Annotated in this window: 18 protein-coding genes; 7 read left to right on the top strand and 11 right to left on the bottom strand. The window is 64.7% G+C overall.

Features of this window, described 5'->3' with window-relative positions; translation table 11 throughout:
* Positions 1-19: 19 nt before the first annotated feature.
* The 4 genes from ACVWYQ_RS35010 to fabI all read right to left on the bottom strand — a co-directional run bounded on the left by ACVWYQ_RS35010 (position 20) and on the right by fabI (position 3,994).
* Positions 20-1,210, bottom strand: a complete 1,191-nt coding sequence (locus tag ACVWYQ_RS35010; RefSeq protein ID WP_404543032.1) for an adenylate/guanylate cyclase domain-containing protein — start codon at positions 1,208-1,210, stop codon at positions 20-22.
* Between the two features lie 62 nt (positions 1,211-1,272).
* Positions 1,273-2,361: a chorismate synthase gene (aroC, locus tag ACVWYQ_RS35005; protein WP_271542492.1), complete on the bottom strand. Its 1,089-nt coding sequence runs from the start codon at positions 2,359-2,361 to the stop codon at positions 1,273-1,275.
* A gap of 205 nt (positions 2,362-2,566) precedes the next feature.
* Positions 2,567-3,166 (bottom strand): histidine phosphatase family protein, encoded by a 600-nt coding sequence (locus ACVWYQ_RS35000; protein ID WP_271542494.1) that lies wholly within the window; start codon positions 3,164-3,166, stop codon positions 2,567-2,569.
* Between the two features lie 12 nt (positions 3,167-3,178).
* Positions 3,179-3,994: an enoyl-ACP reductase FabI gene (gene fabI, locus ACVWYQ_RS34995; protein WP_018648668.1), complete on the bottom strand. Its 816-nt coding sequence runs from the start codon at positions 3,992-3,994 to the stop codon at positions 3,179-3,181.
* A 170-nt stretch (positions 3,995-4,164) separates the two neighbouring features.
* On the opposite strand from fabI, the gene ACVWYQ_RS34990 reads away from it, so the two are divergent.
* Entirely contained in the window at positions 4,165-4,653 is a 489-nt protein-coding gene (locus ACVWYQ_RS34990) for an RNA polymerase sigma factor (protein ID WP_157284797.1), read from the top strand.
* A 106-nt stretch (positions 4,654-4,759) separates the two neighbouring features.
* Entirely contained in the window at positions 4,760-5,530 is a 771-nt protein-coding gene (locus ACVWYQ_RS34985; RefSeq protein WP_157284796.1) for an anti-sigma factor family protein, read from the top strand.
* A 317-nt stretch (positions 5,531-5,847) separates the two neighbouring features.
* On the opposite strand, the gene ACVWYQ_RS34980 is transcribed toward ACVWYQ_RS34985, so the two are convergent.
* Together ACVWYQ_RS34980 and ACVWYQ_RS34975 are read right to left on the bottom strand one after the other, a co-directional pair.
* Positions 5,848-6,804 carry a J domain-containing protein gene (locus ACVWYQ_RS34980; protein ID WP_271542501.1) on the bottom strand — a complete coding sequence of 319 codons (957 nt, stop codon included), beginning with the start codon at positions 6,802-6,804 and terminating at the stop codon, positions 5,848-5,850.
* A gap of 166 nt (positions 6,805-6,970) precedes the next feature.
* Entirely contained in the window at positions 6,971-7,378 is a 408-nt protein-coding gene (locus ACVWYQ_RS34975) for an RT0821/Lpp0805 family surface protein (RefSeq protein WP_036004044.1), read from the bottom strand.
* A 113-nt stretch (positions 7,379-7,491) separates the two neighbouring features.
* Between ACVWYQ_RS34975 and pdxH the strand changes: the two genes are divergently transcribed.
* Together pdxH and ACVWYQ_RS34965 are read left to right on the top strand one after the other, a co-directional pair.
* On the top strand, positions 7,492-8,133 hold the full coding sequence (gene pdxH, locus ACVWYQ_RS34970; RefSeq protein WP_271542503.1) for a pyridoxamine 5'-phosphate oxidase: 642 nt from the start codon (positions 7,492-7,494) through the stop codon (positions 8,131-8,133).
* Positions 8,134-8,159: 26 nt separating this feature from the next.
* Positions 8,160-8,912, top strand: coding sequence for an SDR family NAD(P)-dependent oxidoreductase (locus tag ACVWYQ_RS34965; protein ID WP_271542505.1), 753 nt, complete (start codon positions 8,160-8,162; stop codon positions 8,910-8,912).
* A 177-nt stretch (positions 8,913-9,089) separates the two neighbouring features.
* On the opposite strand, the gene ACVWYQ_RS34960 is transcribed toward ACVWYQ_RS34965, so the two are convergent.
* The gene (locus ACVWYQ_RS34960) at positions 9,090-9,308 is read right to left on the bottom strand and encodes a hypothetical protein (protein ID WP_271542507.1); all 219 of its coding nucleotides are present in this window, start codon (positions 9,306-9,308) and stop codon (positions 9,090-9,092) included.
* 204 nt (positions 9,309-9,512) lie between these two features.
* Positions 9,513-10,490 (bottom strand): magnesium transporter CorA family protein, encoded by a 978-nt coding sequence (locus ACVWYQ_RS34955; protein WP_109144626.1) that lies wholly within the window; start codon positions 10,488-10,490, stop codon positions 9,513-9,515.
* A gap of 339 nt (positions 10,491-10,829) precedes the next feature.
* Between ACVWYQ_RS34955 and ACVWYQ_RS34950 the strand changes: the two genes are divergently transcribed.
* A complete protein-coding gene (locus tag ACVWYQ_RS34950) occupies positions 10,830-11,510 on the top strand; it encodes a L,D-transpeptidase (RefSeq protein ID WP_157284789.1) in 681 nt (226 codons plus the stop codon).
* 36 nt (positions 11,511-11,546) lie between these two features.
* Here the strand turns inward: ACVWYQ_RS34950 and ACVWYQ_RS34945 are convergent, their stop codons facing one another.
* Positions 11,547-12,644 carry an extensin family protein gene (locus ACVWYQ_RS34945; protein ID WP_271542510.1) on the bottom strand — a complete coding sequence of 366 codons (1,098 nt, stop codon included), beginning with the start codon at positions 12,642-12,644 and terminating at the stop codon, positions 11,547-11,549.
* Positions 12,645-12,709: 65 nt separating this feature from the next.
* On the opposite strand from ACVWYQ_RS34945, the gene ACVWYQ_RS34940 reads away from it, so the two are divergent.
* Together ACVWYQ_RS34940 and ACVWYQ_RS34935 are read left to right on the top strand one after the other, a co-directional pair.
* On the top strand, positions 12,710-14,338 hold the full coding sequence (locus ACVWYQ_RS34940; protein WP_271542512.1) for a fatty-acid--CoA ligase: 1,629 nt from the start codon (positions 12,710-12,712) through the stop codon (positions 14,336-14,338).
* 284 nt (positions 14,339-14,622) lie between these two features.
* The gene (locus ACVWYQ_RS34935) at positions 14,623-15,477 is read left to right on the top strand and encodes a DUF1499 domain-containing protein (RefSeq protein ID WP_404543036.1); all 855 of its coding nucleotides are present in this window, start codon (positions 14,623-14,625) and stop codon (positions 15,475-15,477) included.
* Between the two features lie 70 nt (positions 15,478-15,547).
* On the opposite strand, the gene ACVWYQ_RS34930 is transcribed toward ACVWYQ_RS34935, so the two are convergent.
* Both ACVWYQ_RS34930 and ACVWYQ_RS34925 read right to left on the bottom strand, forming a co-directional pair.
* Positions 15,548-16,465, bottom strand: a complete 918-nt coding sequence (locus ACVWYQ_RS34930; protein ID WP_404543037.1) for an MBL fold metallo-hydrolase — start codon at positions 16,463-16,465, stop codon at positions 15,548-15,550.
* Positions 16,466-16,628: 163 nt separating this feature from the next.
* Complete coding sequence (locus tag ACVWYQ_RS34925) at positions 16,629-17,843, bottom strand: acyl-CoA dehydrogenase (RefSeq protein WP_036004014.1); 1,215 nt, start codon at positions 17,841-17,843, stop codon at positions 16,629-16,631.
* Positions 17,844-17,914: the final 71 nt, after the last annotated feature.

Below are 17,914 nucleotides of genomic sequence, written 5' to 3'. Positions count from 1 at the left end.
CGAGAGCACGGATCGACTTTCACGCCATCACCACCGACGTCTCCTCCGCCAGCCCGTACACACGCTGCGCCTTGGAGAATCCCGCGATCGGAAACTCGCCGAGCTGGTGCCAATCATGGCGGCAGACATTGGCAAAACCTTCCGAGGCGACGACGGTCCGCCCCAGGCGCCCCGTGATCTTCTCCAGCCTTGCGGCGAGATTGACCGCCGGGCCGATGCAGGTGAAGTCGAGGCGGTTGCCGCCGCCGATATTGCCGTAAAGGATGTTGCCGACATGCAGCGCGACGCCAAAGCGGAAGCGCTCGACGACGTCGCCGACCGGAAAGGCGAGCGCCTCGACGCTGGCGCGGGATTCGCGCGCCGCCTCCAGCACGTGCGCGCAGACATGGGCGGCATCGCCGACATATTCGTCGATCGGGAACACGGCGAGCAGGCCGTCGCCCATGAACTTCAGCACCTCGCCGCCATGGTTTCGGATCGCCGTGACCTGGCAGTCGAAATAATGATTGAGGATCTGGACAACCGTCTCGGGCGGCAGCCGGTCCGACAGCGCGGTGAAGCCGCGCAGGTCCGACAACCAGATCGCGGCCTGCATGGTGTCGTGGTGGCCGCGGCGGATCTGGCCGCCGAGAACGCGCGCGCCGGCGCGGTTGCCGACATAGGTGTCGAGCAGCATCTCGGCGGTGCGCCGCTGGCTGATGATCTCGCTGATGCGCGCGAGCGGCGTCACGAGGGAGCGAATCGTCGCGATGTCGTCGTCGCTGAAGCCGCCGGACTGCTTCGTAATCCAGCTCGTCGCGTGAATGGAGCCGTCGAGAAAAGGCACCGGCACCGCGACATAGTCGGTCGCGCCTTCGGCGCGCATGTCCTCAAGGAACGGAAATCGCTTGCTGTCGGGATCGCTTGCGCGGCCCCTGACCTCGATCCCCTGCTCGAACACGACGCGCAGCGGGCTGCGGGCGAATTCGGGCGTGTCCAGGATCTCGAAATCGACGCTGCCGACTTCGACTCCCTGGCCCTGCTGCCAGATGAAGTTGCGGCCGAAAACTTCGGGATGCAGCGTACGGATGAAGATGCCGAACCGCCACAGCGGCAGGCCGGCCGCGACCAGACGTTCGCAGAAATCGGCAATCCCTACGGCCGGCTCCTGAGCCGCCCAAGTGCCGTCAATCAGCCAGTTGGAGATGCGCTGAAGCTCGGAGCTGTTCATGGCCGCATTTGCGGACGAAGTTGTGGAGCCGTCAAGCTGCGCGGTGGACTAGTACCGCAAGTTCAGCGTCCCACCTGCCCGCGATCGCGCAGGAAGTGATCGGCCAGCACGCAGGCCATCATGGCCTCGCCGACGGGGACGGCGCGGATGCCGACGCAGGGGTCGTGGCGGCCCTTGGTGAATATCTCGGTCTCGGTACCTTGCCGATCGACGGTGAGACGCGGCTGCAGGATCGACGAGGTCGGCTTCACCGCGAAACGCACCACCACGGGCTGTCCGGTGGAGATGCCGCCCAGCACGCCGCCGGCGTGGTTGGAGAGGAAGCGCGTGCCGTCATTGCCGGAACGCATCTCGTCGGCGTTCTCCTCACCAGTCAGTTCTGCCGCACCAAAACCGGCGCCGATCTCGACGCCCTTCACGGCGTTGATGGTCATCATCGCGCCCGCCAGATCGGAATCGAGCTTGGCGTAGATCGGCGCACCAAGACCTGCCGGCACGCCTTCGGCGACGACCTCGATCACGGCACCGATCGAGGAGCCGCTCTTGCGGATGCCGTCGAGATAGGTCTCGAAGAACGCGGCCTTGTCCTTGTCCGGGCAGAAGAACGGATTGTTGGCGACCTCGTCCCAGTCCCACTTGTCGCGGTCGATCTTGTGCGGGCCGATCTGCACCAGGGCGCCCCGCACCTTGACGTCGGGCAGCACTTTCCGGGCGATGGCGCCGGCCGCAACGCGCATCGCGGTCTCGCGCGCCGAGGAGCGCCCGCCGCCGCGATAGTCGCGCAGGCCGTATTTCGCCTCATAGGTGAAGTCGGCGTGACCGGGACGAAACTTGTCCTTGATCTCGGAATAGTCCTTCGAGCGCTGGTCGGTGTTCTCGATCAGAAGGCCGATCGGCGTGCCCGTCGTCACCTGAACGCCAGTCTCGGGATGGGCCATCACGCCAGACAGGATCTTCACCTGGTCCGGCTCCTGGCGCTGGGTGGTGAAGCGCGACTGGCCGGGACGGCGGCGGTCGAGATCCCGCTGGATGTCGGCCTCGGTGAGCGGGATCATCGGCGGGCAGCCGTCGACCACGCAGCCGATCGCCACCCCATGGCTCTCGCCGAAGGTGGTGACGCGGAACATGTGGCCGAAGGTATTGAAGGACATCCCGAACTGCCGCGTAACGTTGACTTGCAACGTTTATGATGAATGTCACCGTGACCTAACGCGATCTGAAGGGGCGGTCAAATGCCTGCCACAGCGTCATGGCCGGGCTTGTCCCGGCCATCCACGTTCTTGCGCACACCAAAACCGAAAAAGTCCGTGGATGCCCGGGACAAGCCCGGGCATGACGGTAGGGATGGGGCGGCCCCTAACTACACTTCTCCAACCGCCCGTCGCGGAACACGTAGACGGCGCCCTGCTCGATATAGAGATCGGCGGCGCTTGCCGGTGTCTCCAGCCCCAGGGACACCATCAGGGCCCGGCAGGTCCCGCCATGGGCCACCGCGACGGTGTCGGTCAGGAGTTGGTCGTACCAGGCGCGCACGCGGACCTGCACGTCGGCGTAGGTCTCCCCACCCGCAGGCCCGACGGTCCATTTGTCGGCGAGACGCCTGGCATAGATGTCCGGATCCCTCGCCTCGCTCTCGGCTAGCGTCAGCCCCTCCCAGGTGCCGTAGCCGATCTCGCGCAGACGATCATCGAGCGCGTAATCGGCAGGCGGCAATTCGAGCTTGCCGCGCGCGAGCTCCATGGTCTGGCGCGCACGGCCGAGCGGGCTCGACACGTAAGCCAGCGCGGCCTTGTCGTGCCCGTCGCGCTTGAACAGGTCGGCGAGAATGCCGCCAGCCTGCACGGCCTGGCTGAGGCCGCGCGCGTTCAGCGGAATGTCCCTGGTGCCCTGAAGCCTGCCGAGCGCATTCCACTCGGTCTCGCCGTGGCGAAGATAGTAGATCGTAGGCTTGGGCATTTCAGTTAGAGGCTAGTCCTTCCCGCCAAGCGAGATATCAGGCGCATCCGGCCGCTTCATGCCGAGCACGTGATAGCCGGAATCGACGTGGTGCACCTCGCCGGTGACGCCGCGCGAGAGGTCGGAGAGGAAATACAGCGCGCTGCCGCCGACGTCTTCGGTGGAGACGTTGCGCCGCATCGGCGCGTTGGTCTCGTTCCACTTCAGGATATAGCGGAAGTCGCCGATGCCGGACGCCGCCAGCGTCTTGATGGGACCTGCCGAGATCGCGTTGACGCGAATGTTCTTCTCGCCGAGATCGGCAGCGAGATAGCGCACGCTGGCTTCCAGCGCCGCCTTGGCCACGCCCATGACGTTGTAGTGCGGCATCCACTTCTCGGCGCCGTAATAGGAGAGCGTGATCAGCGAGCCGCCATCCGTCATCAGCTTCTCGGCGCGCTGCGCCACCGCCGTGAACGAATAGCAGGAGATCAGCATCGACTTCGAAAAATTCTCCTGCGTGGTGTCGACGTAGCGGCCGTCGAGCTGCTCGCCATAGGCGATCGCATGCACCAGGAAGTCGATCTTGCCCCATTTCTCCTTCAGCACAGCGAAGACGGCATCGATGGTCGCGGCATCGGTGACGTCGCAATGGCCGAGCACGAGGCCGCCGATCTCGGCGGCGAGCGGCTCGACGCGCTTCTTCAGCGCATCGCCCTGATAGGTGAAGGCGAGCTCGGCGCCCGCGGCGTGGCATGCCTTGGCGATGCCCCAGGCGATCGAGCGGTTGTTGGCGACGCCGAGGATGACCCCGCGCTTTCCTTGCATCAGACCCGAATTCTGCGCCATTTTTTGCACGTCCCGTCGAACTCTCGTTGAGGTCTGGAGGTACACCAGCCCTCCCCCGCGGTACAGCCCTAATCCGCATTAACGCTGTTTCGAGTGCCGGAATAGCCGTTCCGCTTGGGTGTTATGATCGCTATAGGCGCGCGCCTAACGCCAGGGATGTCAGGACCGCAATGAGTGCGTTTCGCCAGAGTGTGGAAGCCATGATCCCGGCGTTGCGCCGCTACGCCCGCGCGCTCACACGCGATGCCGATGCGGCCGACGATCTGGTCCAGGATACGTTGGTACGCGCGCTGCGTTCGGAGCGGCTGTTTCTCGGAGGCGACGTCAGGAGCTGGCTCTATACGATCCTGACCAACCTCAACAAAAACCGACGGCGCTCGCTGGCAAGGCGGCCGCAATTCATGCCGCTGACGGATAACAACCCCGATGCAAGCGGGACCGAGGCCGAAGGACGCGACATCGAGAAGGCGCTGACCACCCTCGTCGAGGAGCAACGTTCGGTGCTGCTGCTGGTGATGCTGGAAGGCATGAGCTACCGCGAGGTTGCCGACATCCAGGGCGTGCCGATCGGCACCGTGATGTCGCGCCTGGCGCGCGCAAGAGCCCACGTCAAAGCCTCGCTGGAGGGCGAGCGTACGGCGCTCAGGCGGGTGAAATGATGGCCGGGTCGATGCATCGAACGATCTCCGCCCGCAGCCGGATAGTGAGCTGCGCGAAGCTAACTCGCAGAAGACATTTTGGGCCGCAGAGCCAGAGACGACCGATATGAACGACCGCAACATCCCAGTGACCGAGGACGAACTGCACGCCTATGTCGACGGCGAGCTGCCGGCCGAGCGACGCGCCGACGTCGAGGCCTTTCTTGCCGCCCACCCCGAGGACGCCGAGCGGGTGCAGTCCTGGCGGACCATGGCCGAGATGCTGCACGCGCGTTACGATTCGATTGCCCATGAACGGGTGCCCGCACGGCTCGAGCTCGAGAGGCTGGAGCGCCGCCCGCGGCAATGGTTTTATGGCGCCGCCGCGGCCGTGCTGGTCGCCTTCGTCGCCGGCGGCACCGCCGGCTGGGTGGCGCATGGCGCCGCCAACGCACCCTCGACCTTCCGGAGCTTTACGGCGGACGCACTCGATGCCCACCGCCTCTATGTCGTCGAGGTCCGCCACCCCGTTGAGGTCGGCGGCAACGAGCGCGATCACTTGCAGGCCTGGCTGACCCGGCGCTGCGGCTGGACCGTGTTCGCGCCGAACCTGGAGGCGAGCGGGCTGAAGCTGGTCGGCGGCCGGCTTCTGCCGGGACCGAACGGCCCGGCGTCGTTCCTGATGTACGAGGGCGCTTCGGGCGAGCGGTACACGATCTACAGCGCCAAGACCGAGAATGGTGCGACGCAAATGCGCTACGCCAAGACGGACAAGGACGGCGCGTTGTTCTGGTCCGAGCGCGGCGTCGGCTACGTCGTCAGCGGCAGCAGCGATCGCGAGCGGCTGACCAAGGTGGCGCAGGCCGTCTACGACCAAGCAGAGAAAAATGGCACCTAGACAACCGCACAAGCGCTGTGCCTAGATTCCGTCATCGAAAATTTGGAATCAGGACATCGACGCGTCTCATTATCGCACCGGGTGTTCACGCGATTATGAGTGGCGTTCGATCCGCCGATCGACGCGGGCGGCCTCGATTGGGGTTTTTGGTACCGCGCTGGTCCCCCTCTCGAGGCCGCACCTTTTTATCGGCTGCCCCGCCGGACAGCCGACACGTCGAAACCATGAAGCGCTACCACGCCTCAGGCGTATGATGGGCATCATCTCCAGGACGATGCCGTGGTCCTTTAGGAGAACCCCTTCAGTTCGCTCTCGCCCTAACCGACACCGCTACGTGGATTGTAGGGGTGTTGGTCCCGCCACTTCTCCATCAATGCTTCAAGCTCGGCGTCGTTCCCGTCCGGTAGCATAATCCTGATGATGACGAAGAGATCCCCGATTCCGCCGGCTTTCGGAAGGCCCTTGCCCTTGAGGCGGAAGGTCCGACCGCTGGAGGTGTTCTTGGGGACCGAGAGCTCCACGGCATTGCCGAGGGTCGGCACGCGGACCTTGCCGCCGAGCACCGCCTCGTAGAGCGTGACCGGCAGGTCGATCCTGAGGTCTGCGCCTTCGACCTTGAAGAACGGGTGCGGTGCAATGTTGATGGTGATCAGGAGATCGCCGGGCGGATGGCCCTGCGCACTTTCTCCCTGCCCCCGCAGCCTGATCTGCTGGCCCTCGGTGACCCCGGCCGGAATCTTGACGTTGAGCTCCTTGCCCGTCGGCAGCCGGACACGCTTCTCGCCGCCCTTGACCGCCTCTTCCAGCGAGACGCTCATGGCGACGTTGACGTCGAGATCGAGCCCGATGCCGCCAGTGTCGAACTCGAACTGGGCGCCGGCTCCGGGCCGCGCGCCGCGCATCCCGCCGCCGAACATGCTGTTGAGGATGTCCTCGAACGCGCCGCCGCCCGGGCCGCCCGCACCGCCGCTTCGGAACGTATAGCTTTCGAATCCGCCAGGGCCCGCGCGGCCGCGAGGACCGCCGCCGCCCGGAAAACCCTGGAAGCGCGGCTTGCCCTCGGCGTCGATCTCGCCGCGGTCAAACTGCTTGCGCTTGTCCTCGTCGCCGAGGATCTCGTTGGCCGAGTTGATCTCGGCGAAGCGTTCGGCAGCCTTCGGATCACCCTTGTTGCTGTCAGGATGGTGCTTCTTGGCCAGCTTGCGATAGGCGCTCTTGATCGCGGCAGCGCTGGCGCTCCGCGGCACCCCCAAGACCTCATAGGGGTCGCGCATTCGTCACGTCTCCTTCAAGAAATCGAATTGTTCAAAGGGCTCCCCGCCCCACCTGCGGGTGATGTGGGAAGAGAGTGGCATTTTTGCAACTAGGAACGCGAGCTGAAGCTCTATCTTTGGAGCATGGTCTGATCGGAAAACCGGTTCCCACGTTTCCGGATCATGCTCAGCTCCGCCACGGCTTTAGCGTATGAATCTCCCAACGGCCACGGCCGCTTTGGCAGCCGGCGCCCTGGAGCCAGCTTTCGGTATTGCCGTTGACGTAGCTCGCCAGGAAGTCGCGGCATTTGCGCCCGTCCTCGGCGGCGTAGGACTGGGCGATGGGCGTCACCGAGCCGCGCGCCCCGGTCTCCGGATTCTCCCAATGCTGGCTGGAATCCTTGTCGCCCTTGCTGAGGACGTCGGAGGCGGCATTGCGGGTGAAGGCGAGATCGGTCTCGGTCGGGGGAGCGTCCTTCGCCGGCCGCGCGATCGAGCCGGTGAGGTCGCTGTCCTCGGCCTTGGCATAGGCGCTGCCGTCGTTGCGGGAAAAGCTGCAGCCGCCGGCACCAAGCCCGATCAGAATCATCGTCATGACGAAGCCGGACGGCCGGATCGCCGATAGGCCAACGCGTCCCCATGCCCTATATAGGGCGGTAGCGGACAACAACGCGTTTTGGGCCGCGGGACGCAACTCGGACTCCGGACATGACCGACACGACCTCGATGAAACACCAGACACCCTTAACATCCGGTGATTTCACCGCCGCCGACGAGCCATTTGCGTTGTTCGAGGCCTGGCTGAACGAAGCGGTCAAGAGCGAGCCGAACGATCCGAACGCCATGGCGCTCGCAACGGTCGATCCCGACGGGCTGCCTGATGTGCGCATGGTGCTGATGAAGGGCTTCGATACCGAGGGTTTCGTCTTCTACAGCCATATCGCCAGCCAGAAGGGCCGCGAACTCGCCGCAAATCCTAAGGCAGCGTTACTTTTTCACTGGAAGTCGCTGCGCCGTCAGGTCCGCATCCGCGGCAACGTGACGCCGGTGACCGACGCCGAGGCCGACGCTTATTTCGCGACCCGACCGAAGCAGGCCCAGATCGGCGCCTGGGCGAGCAAGCAATCGCAAGAGCTGGAGAGCCGCTTCGCGTTCGAGCAGGCCATCGCCAAGGTCGCGGCCAAATACGTCATCGGCGAAGTGCCGCGGCCGCCGGGCTGGAGTGGCTGGCGCATCACGCCGTTGCGGATCGAGTTCTGGCACGACCGCCCGTTCCGCCTGCACGACCGCATCGAATTTCGCCGTGACGCCGCGGGCCAACCGTGGTCCAAGACGCGAATGTATCCGTAAGCTTTGGGCCGACCTGAAAGATGTCCATGCCGCATTCGTCCAATGCGCCGCGCCGTACGCTGCTCCTGACCGGAGCCAGCCGCGGCATCGGCCACGCCACCGTGATCCGTTTCTCCTCGGCCGGCTGGCGCGTCATCACCTGCTCGCGGCACCCTTTCCCCGAGGACTGCCCCTGGGACGCCGGGCCGGAGGACCACATCCAGGTCGACCTCGGCGATCCCCAGGACACCGCGCGCGCGATCTCGGAGATCCGCAACCGGCTCGAGGGCGGCATGCTGCATGCCCTGGTCAACAACGCCGCGATCTCGCCAAAGGGCCCGGGCGGCTCCCGGCTCGGCTCGGTCGACACCGACCTCGAGACCTGGACGCACGTCTTCCACGTCAACTTCTTCGCGCCGATCATGATGGCGCGCGGGCTGATCGAGGAATTGAAGGCGGCAAAGGGCTCGGTGGTGAACGTCACCTCGATCGCGGGCTCGCGCGTGCACCCCTTCGCCGGCGCCGCCTATGCCACCTCGAAGGCCGCATTGGCTTCGCTGACACGCGAAATGGCCTCGGACTTCGGCCGCGTCGGCGTGCGCGTCAACGCGATCGCGCCGGGCGAGATCGACACCTCGATCCTGTCGCCGGGCACCGACAAAATCGTGGAGCAGCAGATCCCGATGCACCGCCTCGGCACGCCCGACGAAGTGGCAAAGATCATCTACGTGCTGTGCACGGACACCAGCTCCTACGTCAACGGCGCCGAGATCCACATCAACGGCGGCCAGCACGTGTAGACGGGCACTGTCATTGCGAGCGAAAGCGAAGCAATCCAGACTGCCTCCGCAGAGACAGTCCGGATTGCTTCGTCGCTTCGCTCCTCGCAATGACGGAAGTGGAAATGGCCGCTCAGGGAAGCAAGGCGATCCAGACAACGCCGCCGCAAGGCCTGGATCGCCCTTACCTTCCGTTCCTCAATCGAGTCGAATCCGACGTGACCGCTTGCGCGGCCGCGGAGCGGCCGTGCTGAATGCAGTCGAGCAGTCGTCGTCGTTCTCACCATCGAGCAGCGGAGCACCACAGTGCCGGCACATGCGTGCCGACATCGACGGCGCCTTGCCGCTCGTCATCGCCTGACGGTAGTTCGCCAGATCGATGACGTTGCGGGGCGACGTTATGTGTTTCTCAACCATGGCTGTTCCTCGCGGCTACGCCCTGCTTATCGCAGACAAGTTTCGCGCAAACGTTCAGCCCACCGCTCAAATTTTACCGGAGGAATTGCGGCATGACACACGCGTCACCGCGTCGCCGCAATCCCGATCGATTCTGCGACACGATTCATCGTGTCTATGCGAGCGGCGTAAGGTCTCGGTAGGTATCTTTGCTCGCGCACGATCCTACAGCCACTTCTTCCACTTGAAGATCCAGTACGGGACGATGGCGGCGATCAGCATCATCACCAGCGCCATCGGATAGCCGTGCACCCATTCGAGTTCCGGCATCACCTTGAAGTTCATGCCGTAGATCGAGGCGATCAGAGTCGGCGGCATCAGGACAACGGCCATGACCGAAAACAGCTTGATGATGTTGTTCTGCTCGAGATTGACGACGCCGAGCATGGCGTCGAGCACGAAGGTGATCTTGCTGGAGAGATAGGAGGCGTGATCGGTCAGCGAGGCGACGTCGCGCTGCATGGTCTTGAGCTGCTCGCGCATGTCCTTCGACCACTTCACGCCCTCGACCACGGCGGACAGGAACGTCACGACGCGGCCGATCGACACCAGGCTCTCGCGAACCTTCGAGGTCAAATCGCCCTTGCGGCCGATCGAGATCAGGATCTGGGAATATCGCTTGGCGTGGCCGTGGCGCTCGCTCTCCGGCTCGAAGATCTCGTGGGAGACCTGGTCGATCTCGGCGCCGCAGCGCTCCAGAATGTCGGCGCAGCGGTCGATCACGGCGTCCAGGAGCTCCATCAGCACCATCTCGCCGGTGATCGAGGGCGTGCAGGAGCGGGCGAGCTTGGCCTCGACCAGCGCAAAGGGCTTGGGCAGGTCGTAGCGGACCGTCACCAGGCGGTGGTCGCCGAGGATGAAGGTCACCGCCGTGGTCCGGGGCATGTCGGTATCGGAGTGGCACATCAGCGTCGCGGTCATGTAGCGCGCGCCGTTCTCCATATAGAGGCGACTGGAGATCTCGATCTCCTGCATGTCTTCCCGGGTCGGGATGGCGATGCCCGCCAGCCGCTCGACCGCCTTGTCCTCGGCAGCCGAGGGGTTGACGAGGTCGATCCAGACTGCGTTCTCCGGCAGCGCTGTGAGATCCTCGACAACCGCCTTCTTGAGGGAGGTCTCGGAGGGAACGAACACCGAAAACATCAAAAGCTCCAGAGATCCTGCGACAGAACGACAGCCCTTAGCGCGATTCTGACAGGTTCACGATGACAAGAACATTAACGGAGCGTTTAGATCCGCGGCGGCCCCAAGGCTTAACTGTGGCGCCGGAGGAACAGTCTGGCGCGTCTTACCAAAAAAACCCGCACGACATCCCCAAATTTGCGGCAGAAAAGCCACAGCTGCGGTCTTACAGCCCTGGAAAACGGCTTCAGCGCTGGAATTGTGGCAGATTTCAACCATAATGGGCTTAACGGAGTCGAGGAACTTGAGCGCTACGCTCAGGTCCCTTCCGCACGGTATTGTTTTGATTGGAACCAAACCATGTCGTCGCTGAGAATTATTTTTGGGATTTTGGCCGCTGGCCTGCTGCTGTCGGGCTGCATGCAGGCCACCACGCGCTACGAGGCGACGGACACCAAGGCGTTCAAGCCTAAGGATAAAGAGCTCCTTGCCAAGGTGAAATACGAGAATACCGCGGTCGCAGAACCGTTCCGCCGCGCCATTGTCGAATTCCACCGCAAGGAAGCGCCGGGCTCGATCGTGGTCGATTCCGACAACCATTACCTCTATTACGTGCTGGAGGGCGGCAAAGCGATCCGCTACGGCATCACCGTCGGCGAAGAAGCTATGGCCTGGTCGGGCATCGCCAAGGTGGCCAGCAAGACCGAGTGGCCGGCCTGGCACCCCACCCCCGGCGAAATCTCGCGCTTGGGCGTGCCGACCTATGTCGCACCCGGACCGGACAATCCGATGGGCTCCCGCGCCCTGTACCTTCATTCTGGGGGCAAGGACACGCTGTTCCGCATCCACGGCACCAACCAGCCGGAATATATCGGCGCCTCGATCTCGTCAGGCTGCATCCGCCTGACCAACGAGGACGCGATCGATCTCTATGATCGCGTCAAGCTCGGCACCCTCGTCGTGGTGCTCGAGCCCAAGCACGGCGATTCGCCCTACAAGCCGCGCCTCGCGCTCCAGGGCGGTTCCAGCTCACCCTACTAAGCAGGCCATGCCCGAGGCTTTTCAAAGGCGCCGGTTTCACCGGCGCTTTTTTGTTGCCGGCTGGTGTGATCTGGCTTTGTTGCCATCCGCCGCCGGCTTGTTGGCAGGCGCAGGAGGCGTCTCCGCCCCACCGTCGTCGGCGCCCTCCTTTGCCTCGGGCTTGGCCGCGACCTCGCGCGGCGGTGCCTCCTCGGGACGTTCCGCCGGCAGCAGCGGTGCGACCTGAGGCAGCGGATCCCAGACGTTCCACTGGCAAATCCGGTAATCGTTGCGCCGTTGCACGAGATCGAGATGGATGTGGTCCTCGTGGTACCAGTCCGAACCCGGGCCGAGCACGGTGGAAAAGCGAGTGCAGACCGAGTGCAGCACGCGCTCGCGCACCTCGCGCGAGGTGGTGCGGTCGGTCAGGCCGATCGACTGCCCATTGGCAAGCTTGACGGCGCGGATGTCGATGGCATTGGCCTTGCCGTGCTCGGACAGCATCGCGCCGGCCACGCGGTTGCGGCCGCGGCACTCGAAGCTGTCGAAATTGTCGAGCTCGCTGACGGCGGAGCCGAGGCTGGTCGCCAGCGGCGCCATGTCCTTGCGCACCCAATCGGCGAGCGCGGACGCCATGGTGCAGCGGAGGATGGCCGCCGGCTTGACCGTCACCTTGCGCTTGTCCGGCAGCACGATGGCCTCCAGCCGCACCAGATCCTCGCCGCCGCAGGCACCCGGACCGCGGATATCCGGAATGGACGGCGCGATCGCGATCTCCTCGGTCAGCGCCAGCCGGCAGGCCGAGGCCTGCTTCTCGGGCGGCGGCGCGGCCTCGGCGGGCTTGTCCGCGCTTGGCTTGTCGGGAGACGGCTTGTCGGGGGACGGCTTGCCGTCTGCCTGCGCCGCCCCCTCATCCGACGCTTTGGGGGCCTCCTCGGGACGCGGCTTCGGCAGCGGAATCCTGGCGGCGCGAACGGTTGCGCGGGGCTTCGGTGCTCCAAGGTTGAAGATATCGAGCGGCGCAGGATATTTCCGCGCCTCTGCCCTTTCGGCGAGCAGCAACAGCCCCGCCGCAGCGGTAACCATTGCCGCCCCGGCGGACATATAGCCGCGACAAGACCATTTGCGACGAAAGTCCGGCAGGCTAAAACTCATGGCAATTCTTTGGCCCAACGCTGAGAGCGATAACGCGCCCAGCGACTTCTCGGAGGAACGTCGGAATGCTTGGTTTGATGCAAGATTGGCCCCTGCTCTGCCACCGGATCATCGAACACGCCGCCAGGATTCATGGCAAGCAGGAGGTGGTCACACGCTCGGTCGAGGGACCGATCCATCGCACCAACTACGCCGAGATCCACAAGCGCGCGCTCAAGGTCTCGCAGATGCTGGAGCGCGACGGCATCAAGCTCGGCGATCGTGTCGCAACGATCGCCTGGAACACCTGGCGCCATCTGGAGGTCTGGTACGGCATCATGGGGATCGGCGCCATCTGCCATACCGTCAATCCGCGCCTTTTCCCCGAACAGATCGCCTGGATCATCAATCATGCGCAGGATCGCGTCGTAATGACCGATCTCACCTTCATTCCGATCCTGGAGAAGATCGCGGACAAGCTGCCCAGCGTGGAGCGCTACATCGTGCTCACCGACAAGGCTCACATGCCGGAGACCACGCTGAAGAACGCGGTCGCCTACGAGGACTGGATTGCGCAGGCCGACGGCAAATTCAAATGGAAGGACTTTGACGAGAACACGGCGGCGGCGATGTGCTACACCTCCGGCACGACCGGCGATCCCAAGGGTGTGCTGTATTCGCATCGCTCCAACGTGCTGCACGCGCTGATGGCCAACAACGTCGACGCGCTCGGCACCAGTGCGTCCGAGACAATGCTGCCGGTCGTTCCGCTGTTCCATGCCAACAGCTGGGGCATCGCCTTCTCCGCGCCCTCGCAGGGCACCAAGCTGGTGATGCCGGGCGCCAAGCTCGACGGCGCCTCGGTCTACGAACTGCTCTCGACCGAGAAGGTGACGCACACCGCCGGCGTGCCGACGGTGTGGCTGATGCTGCTCCAGCACATGACCGCCAACAATCTCAAACTGCCGGATCTGAAGATGGTGATCTGCGGCGGCTCGGCAATGCCGCGCTCGATGATCAAGGCCTTCCTCGACATGGGCTCGAACGTCCGCCATGCCTGGGGCATGACCGAGATGAGCCCGATCGGCACCGTCGCGGCGCTGAAGCCGCCGTTCCAGAATGCGACCGGCGATGCCAGGCTCGACGTGCTGCAGATGCAGGGTTATGCGCCGTTCGCCGTGCAGATGAAGATCACCGACGATGCCGGCAAGGAACTGCCCTGGGACGGCAAGACCTTCGGCCGCCTCAAGGTCTCCGGTCCCGCCGTCGCCAAGGCCTATTACCGCGTCGACAGCAACATCCTCGACGAGGACGGCTTCTTCGACACCGGCGACGTCTCGACCATCGACGAGGACGGCTATATGCGGATCACCGACCGCTCCAAGGACGTGATCAAGTCCGGCGGCGAGTGGATCTCCTCGATCGACCTCGAAAACCTCGCGGTCGGCCACCCCGCCGTGGCGGAAGCCGCCGTGATCGGCGTTTTCCACCCGAAATGGGACGAGCGGCCGCTGCTGATCGTGCAGCTCAAGCAGGGCCAGCAGGCCACGCGCGAGGACATCCTGAAGTTCATGGAGGGCAAGATCGCCAAATGGTGGATGCCCGACGACGTCGCTTTCGTCGACGGCATTCCGCACACCGCCACCGGCAAGATCCTGAAGACGGCGCTGCGCGACCAGTTTAGGGATTACCGGTTCCCGAACGCGGCGGCGTAGGCAGTGGTGCTCACCCTCCCCTGGAGGGGTCCTGGAGGGGGAGGGTCGATCGCGCGCAGCGCGAGCGGGGTGGGGTGATCTCTCCGCTCGGGCAGTGTCGGATGTGGAGAGACCGTCACCCCACCCCGTCTCACACTTCGCTGCGCTCCATGTGAGCCGACCCTCCCCCTCCAGCGCAGGGTAAGAGGGTGATCGACCCTTGAATTTGCCCCTCGGCCGTGGTCTCAACGGCGCATTGTCGCGCCAGATCGGCCGGCATCGCCAACCCCGGCAGAGCTCACCCGATGGCCCGCAGGTTTTCCGCTCCCTACCAGTCGGAGCCCGTGTCCAGCCTCGCGAGCTGGGCGCGCAATCTGGCCGTATTCGCGGTTCTGGCGGTGGTGGTGTCGATCATCGTCGTCCGTTTCGATTTCCTGGAGCCCAAGCCGGCGCTGGCGACGTTCATCGGCGGGCTCGCGATCGCCGGCCTCTCGATCCTGTTCGGGCTCGCCGGCTTTGCCGCAATCTGGCAGAACGGCTCGCGCGGCATGGCGCGCATCCTGCTCGCCTTCCTGATCGACGGGGCGATCCTCGCCTATCCCGCCTATCTGGCCTTTCAATATCGCAAGCTGCCGTCGATCTACGACATCACCACCGACCCGATCGATCCGCCGCGCTTCGATGCGCTGGCGCGCCTGCGCACCGGCGAGGGCACCAACACCGCGGTCTATGCCGGCCTCTATTCGGCGGAGCAGCAGCGCCATTTCTATCCCGAGATCGAGCCCGTCGAGCTCGAGATCTCGGCCGACCGCGCCTATGCGATCGCGCTTCAGCTCGTCCACAAGCGCAAATGGATCGTGATCGACGAGCGCGCACCGCAGCCGCCGCGCCGCATCGGTCGCATCGAGGCGGTGGCGCGCACGCCGATCATGGGTTTCCGCGAGGACGTTTCGATCAGGGTCGTGCCGGATGGCGATGATTCCCGCGTCGATATCCGCTCTGCGTCGCGAAATTTCGACAGCGACCTCGGCAGCAACGCCGCACGCGTCAAGACATTCATCGACGACCTCAACACCGCCGCCGACGCCGATGCACTCAAGCCGGTGAAGAAGACGCCGGTGACGCCGCCCAAGGCGCCGGCGAAGACGGTGAAGAAGTGACTTGGCGAATGGGGAGTAGCGAATAGCGAATGGAGCCGCCCATTCGCTATTCCCCATTCGCTATTCGCCCCTAGGCCATCCGATAGGTGCCGCCGATCACGGGATCGCCATCCGTCGCCACCACGCCGCGGGCGACCAGATCTTCCAAATGCGCCAGCACGGAATAGCCGGCAGCTGTCGTCAGGCGCGGATCGATACCGATATAGATCGCGCGGACCATGGTCGGGATGTCGGTCTCGCCCTTGGCGAGGCGGTGCAGGATCGAGGCCTCGCGTGCCTTGCGGTGGCGGATCAGGAAGCGCACGAAGCGCTGGCCCTCGGGAATCTCGGGGCCATGGCCAGAGAAATAGAGATCCTCCTCGCGGGCGGCGAGCCGGTCAAGCGAGTCCATGTAGTCGATCATCGAGCCGTCGGGCGGCGCCACGATCGAGGTCGACCAGCCCATCACGTGATCGCCGACGAAGTTGAACTTCCGCTCCGGCCAGGCGAATGCCAGATGGTTGGCCGTGTGGCCGGGCGTCGCGACGGTCTCGAGCCGCCAGCCGTTGCCTTCCACGACGTCGCCGTGCGCCAGCTTGACGTCGGGCGCAAAATCGCGGTCGGCGCCGGATTCCGGATTGTGCTTCTCGCTCTCGAATCGCGGCCGCGAGGCGCGATGCGGGCCTTCGGCATAGACCGGCGCAGCCGTCGCCTGCTTGATCCGCGCGGTGTTCGGCGAATGGTCGCGATGGGTGTGGGTGACGAAGATGTGCGTCACGGTCTCGCCGCGCACGGCATCGAGCAGCGCCGCCGCATGCGCCGCATCGTCTGGACCGGGATCGATGATCGCGACATTGCCCTTGCCGACGATGTAGCTGACCGTGCCCGTGAAGGTGAACGGGCTCGGATTGTTGCAGAGCACGCGCCGCACGCCGGGGCGGACCTCCTCGACGATGCCGGGCTTCAGCGGAAAGTTGCGGTTGAACGGGACGTCGTCGTTGTCGGACATGGGACTTCCTGTGCCACACTCTTCGCCGTCATACCCCGCGAAGGCGGGGTATCCAGTACGCCGCAGCGCCAGTGACAAAAGCGAAGTCTCTGGGATACTGGATCGCCCGCCTGCGCGGGCGATGACAGTTGAGCAAGCTAGCCGCGGCGGAAAAACACAGTGACTAGAAGAACGCCTGAATGCCCGTGATCGCGCGGCCCAGGATCAGGGCGTGGACGTCGTGGGTGCCCTCGTAGGTGTTGACCGTCTCGAGATTATGGACGTGGCGCATCACGTGATACTCGATCGAGATGCCGTTGCCGCCGTGCATGTCGCGGGCGGTGCGGGCGATGTCGAGGGCCTTACCGCAATTGTTGCGCTTCATGATCGAAATCATCTCGGGCGCGAACTTGCCCTCGTCCATCAGGCGGCCGACGCGAAGCGAGCCCTGCAGGCCGAGGGCGATCTCGGTCTCCATGTCGGCGAGCTTCTTCTGCACCAGCTGGGTCGCGGCGAGCGGCTTGCCGAACTGCTTGCGATCGAGCGTGTATTGACGGGCGCGGTGCATGCAGTCCTCGGCGGCGCCAAGCGCACCCCAGGAGATGCCGTAGCGGGCGCGGTTGAGGCAGCCGAACGGGCCCTTGAGGCCGGAGACGTTGGGCAGCAGGGCGTCCTCCGGGACCACGACGCCGTCCATCACGACCTCACCGGTGATGGAGGCGCGAAGCGAGAGCTTGCCGCCGATCTTCGGCGCGGACAGGCCCTTCATGCCCTTCTCCAGCACGAAGCCGCGGATCTGGTTGTCGTGCGCGGCCGACTTGGCCCAGACCACGAAGACATCGGCGATCGGCGCGTTCGAGATCCACATCTTGCTGCCGGTGAGGCGATAGCCGTCCGACACCTTCTCGGCACGGGTCTTCATGCCGGCCGGATCGGAGCCGGCGTCGGGCTCGGTCAGGCCGAAGCAGCCGACCCACTCGCCGCTGGCGAGCTTGGGCAGGTACTTCTTGCGCTGGTTCTCGTCGCCATAGGCGTAGATCGGGTACATCACCAGCGAGGACTGCACCGAGTTCATCGAGCGATAGCCGGAATCGACCCGCTCGATCTCGCGCGCGACGAGGCCATAGGCGACGTAGCTCGCATTGGCGCAGCCATATTCTTCCGGCAGCGTGATGCCGATCAGGCCGAGCTCGCCCATCTCGTTGAAGATCTCGCGATCGGTCTTCTCCTCGAGATAGGCCTTGGAGACGCGCGGCAGCAGCTTGTCCTGCGCATAGGCGCGGGCGGTGTCGCGCACCATGCGCTCGTCTTCGGTGAGCTGCTCGTCGAGCAGGAACGGATCGTCCCACTGGAAAGAAGCCGCAGCCGGCTTGTCCTTGGCCTGAGGGCGCACGCTCATGAAACGTCCTTTCGCGTCTGGTTCCGTCGATAATTGCCCGACAAAGTAAAGCGCCGCGGCAACAAGTTCAA

Source organism: Bradyrhizobium sp. USDA 3397 (assembly GCF_054060965.1).
This window is presented reverse-complemented; position numbering and strand designations above follow the sequence as displayed.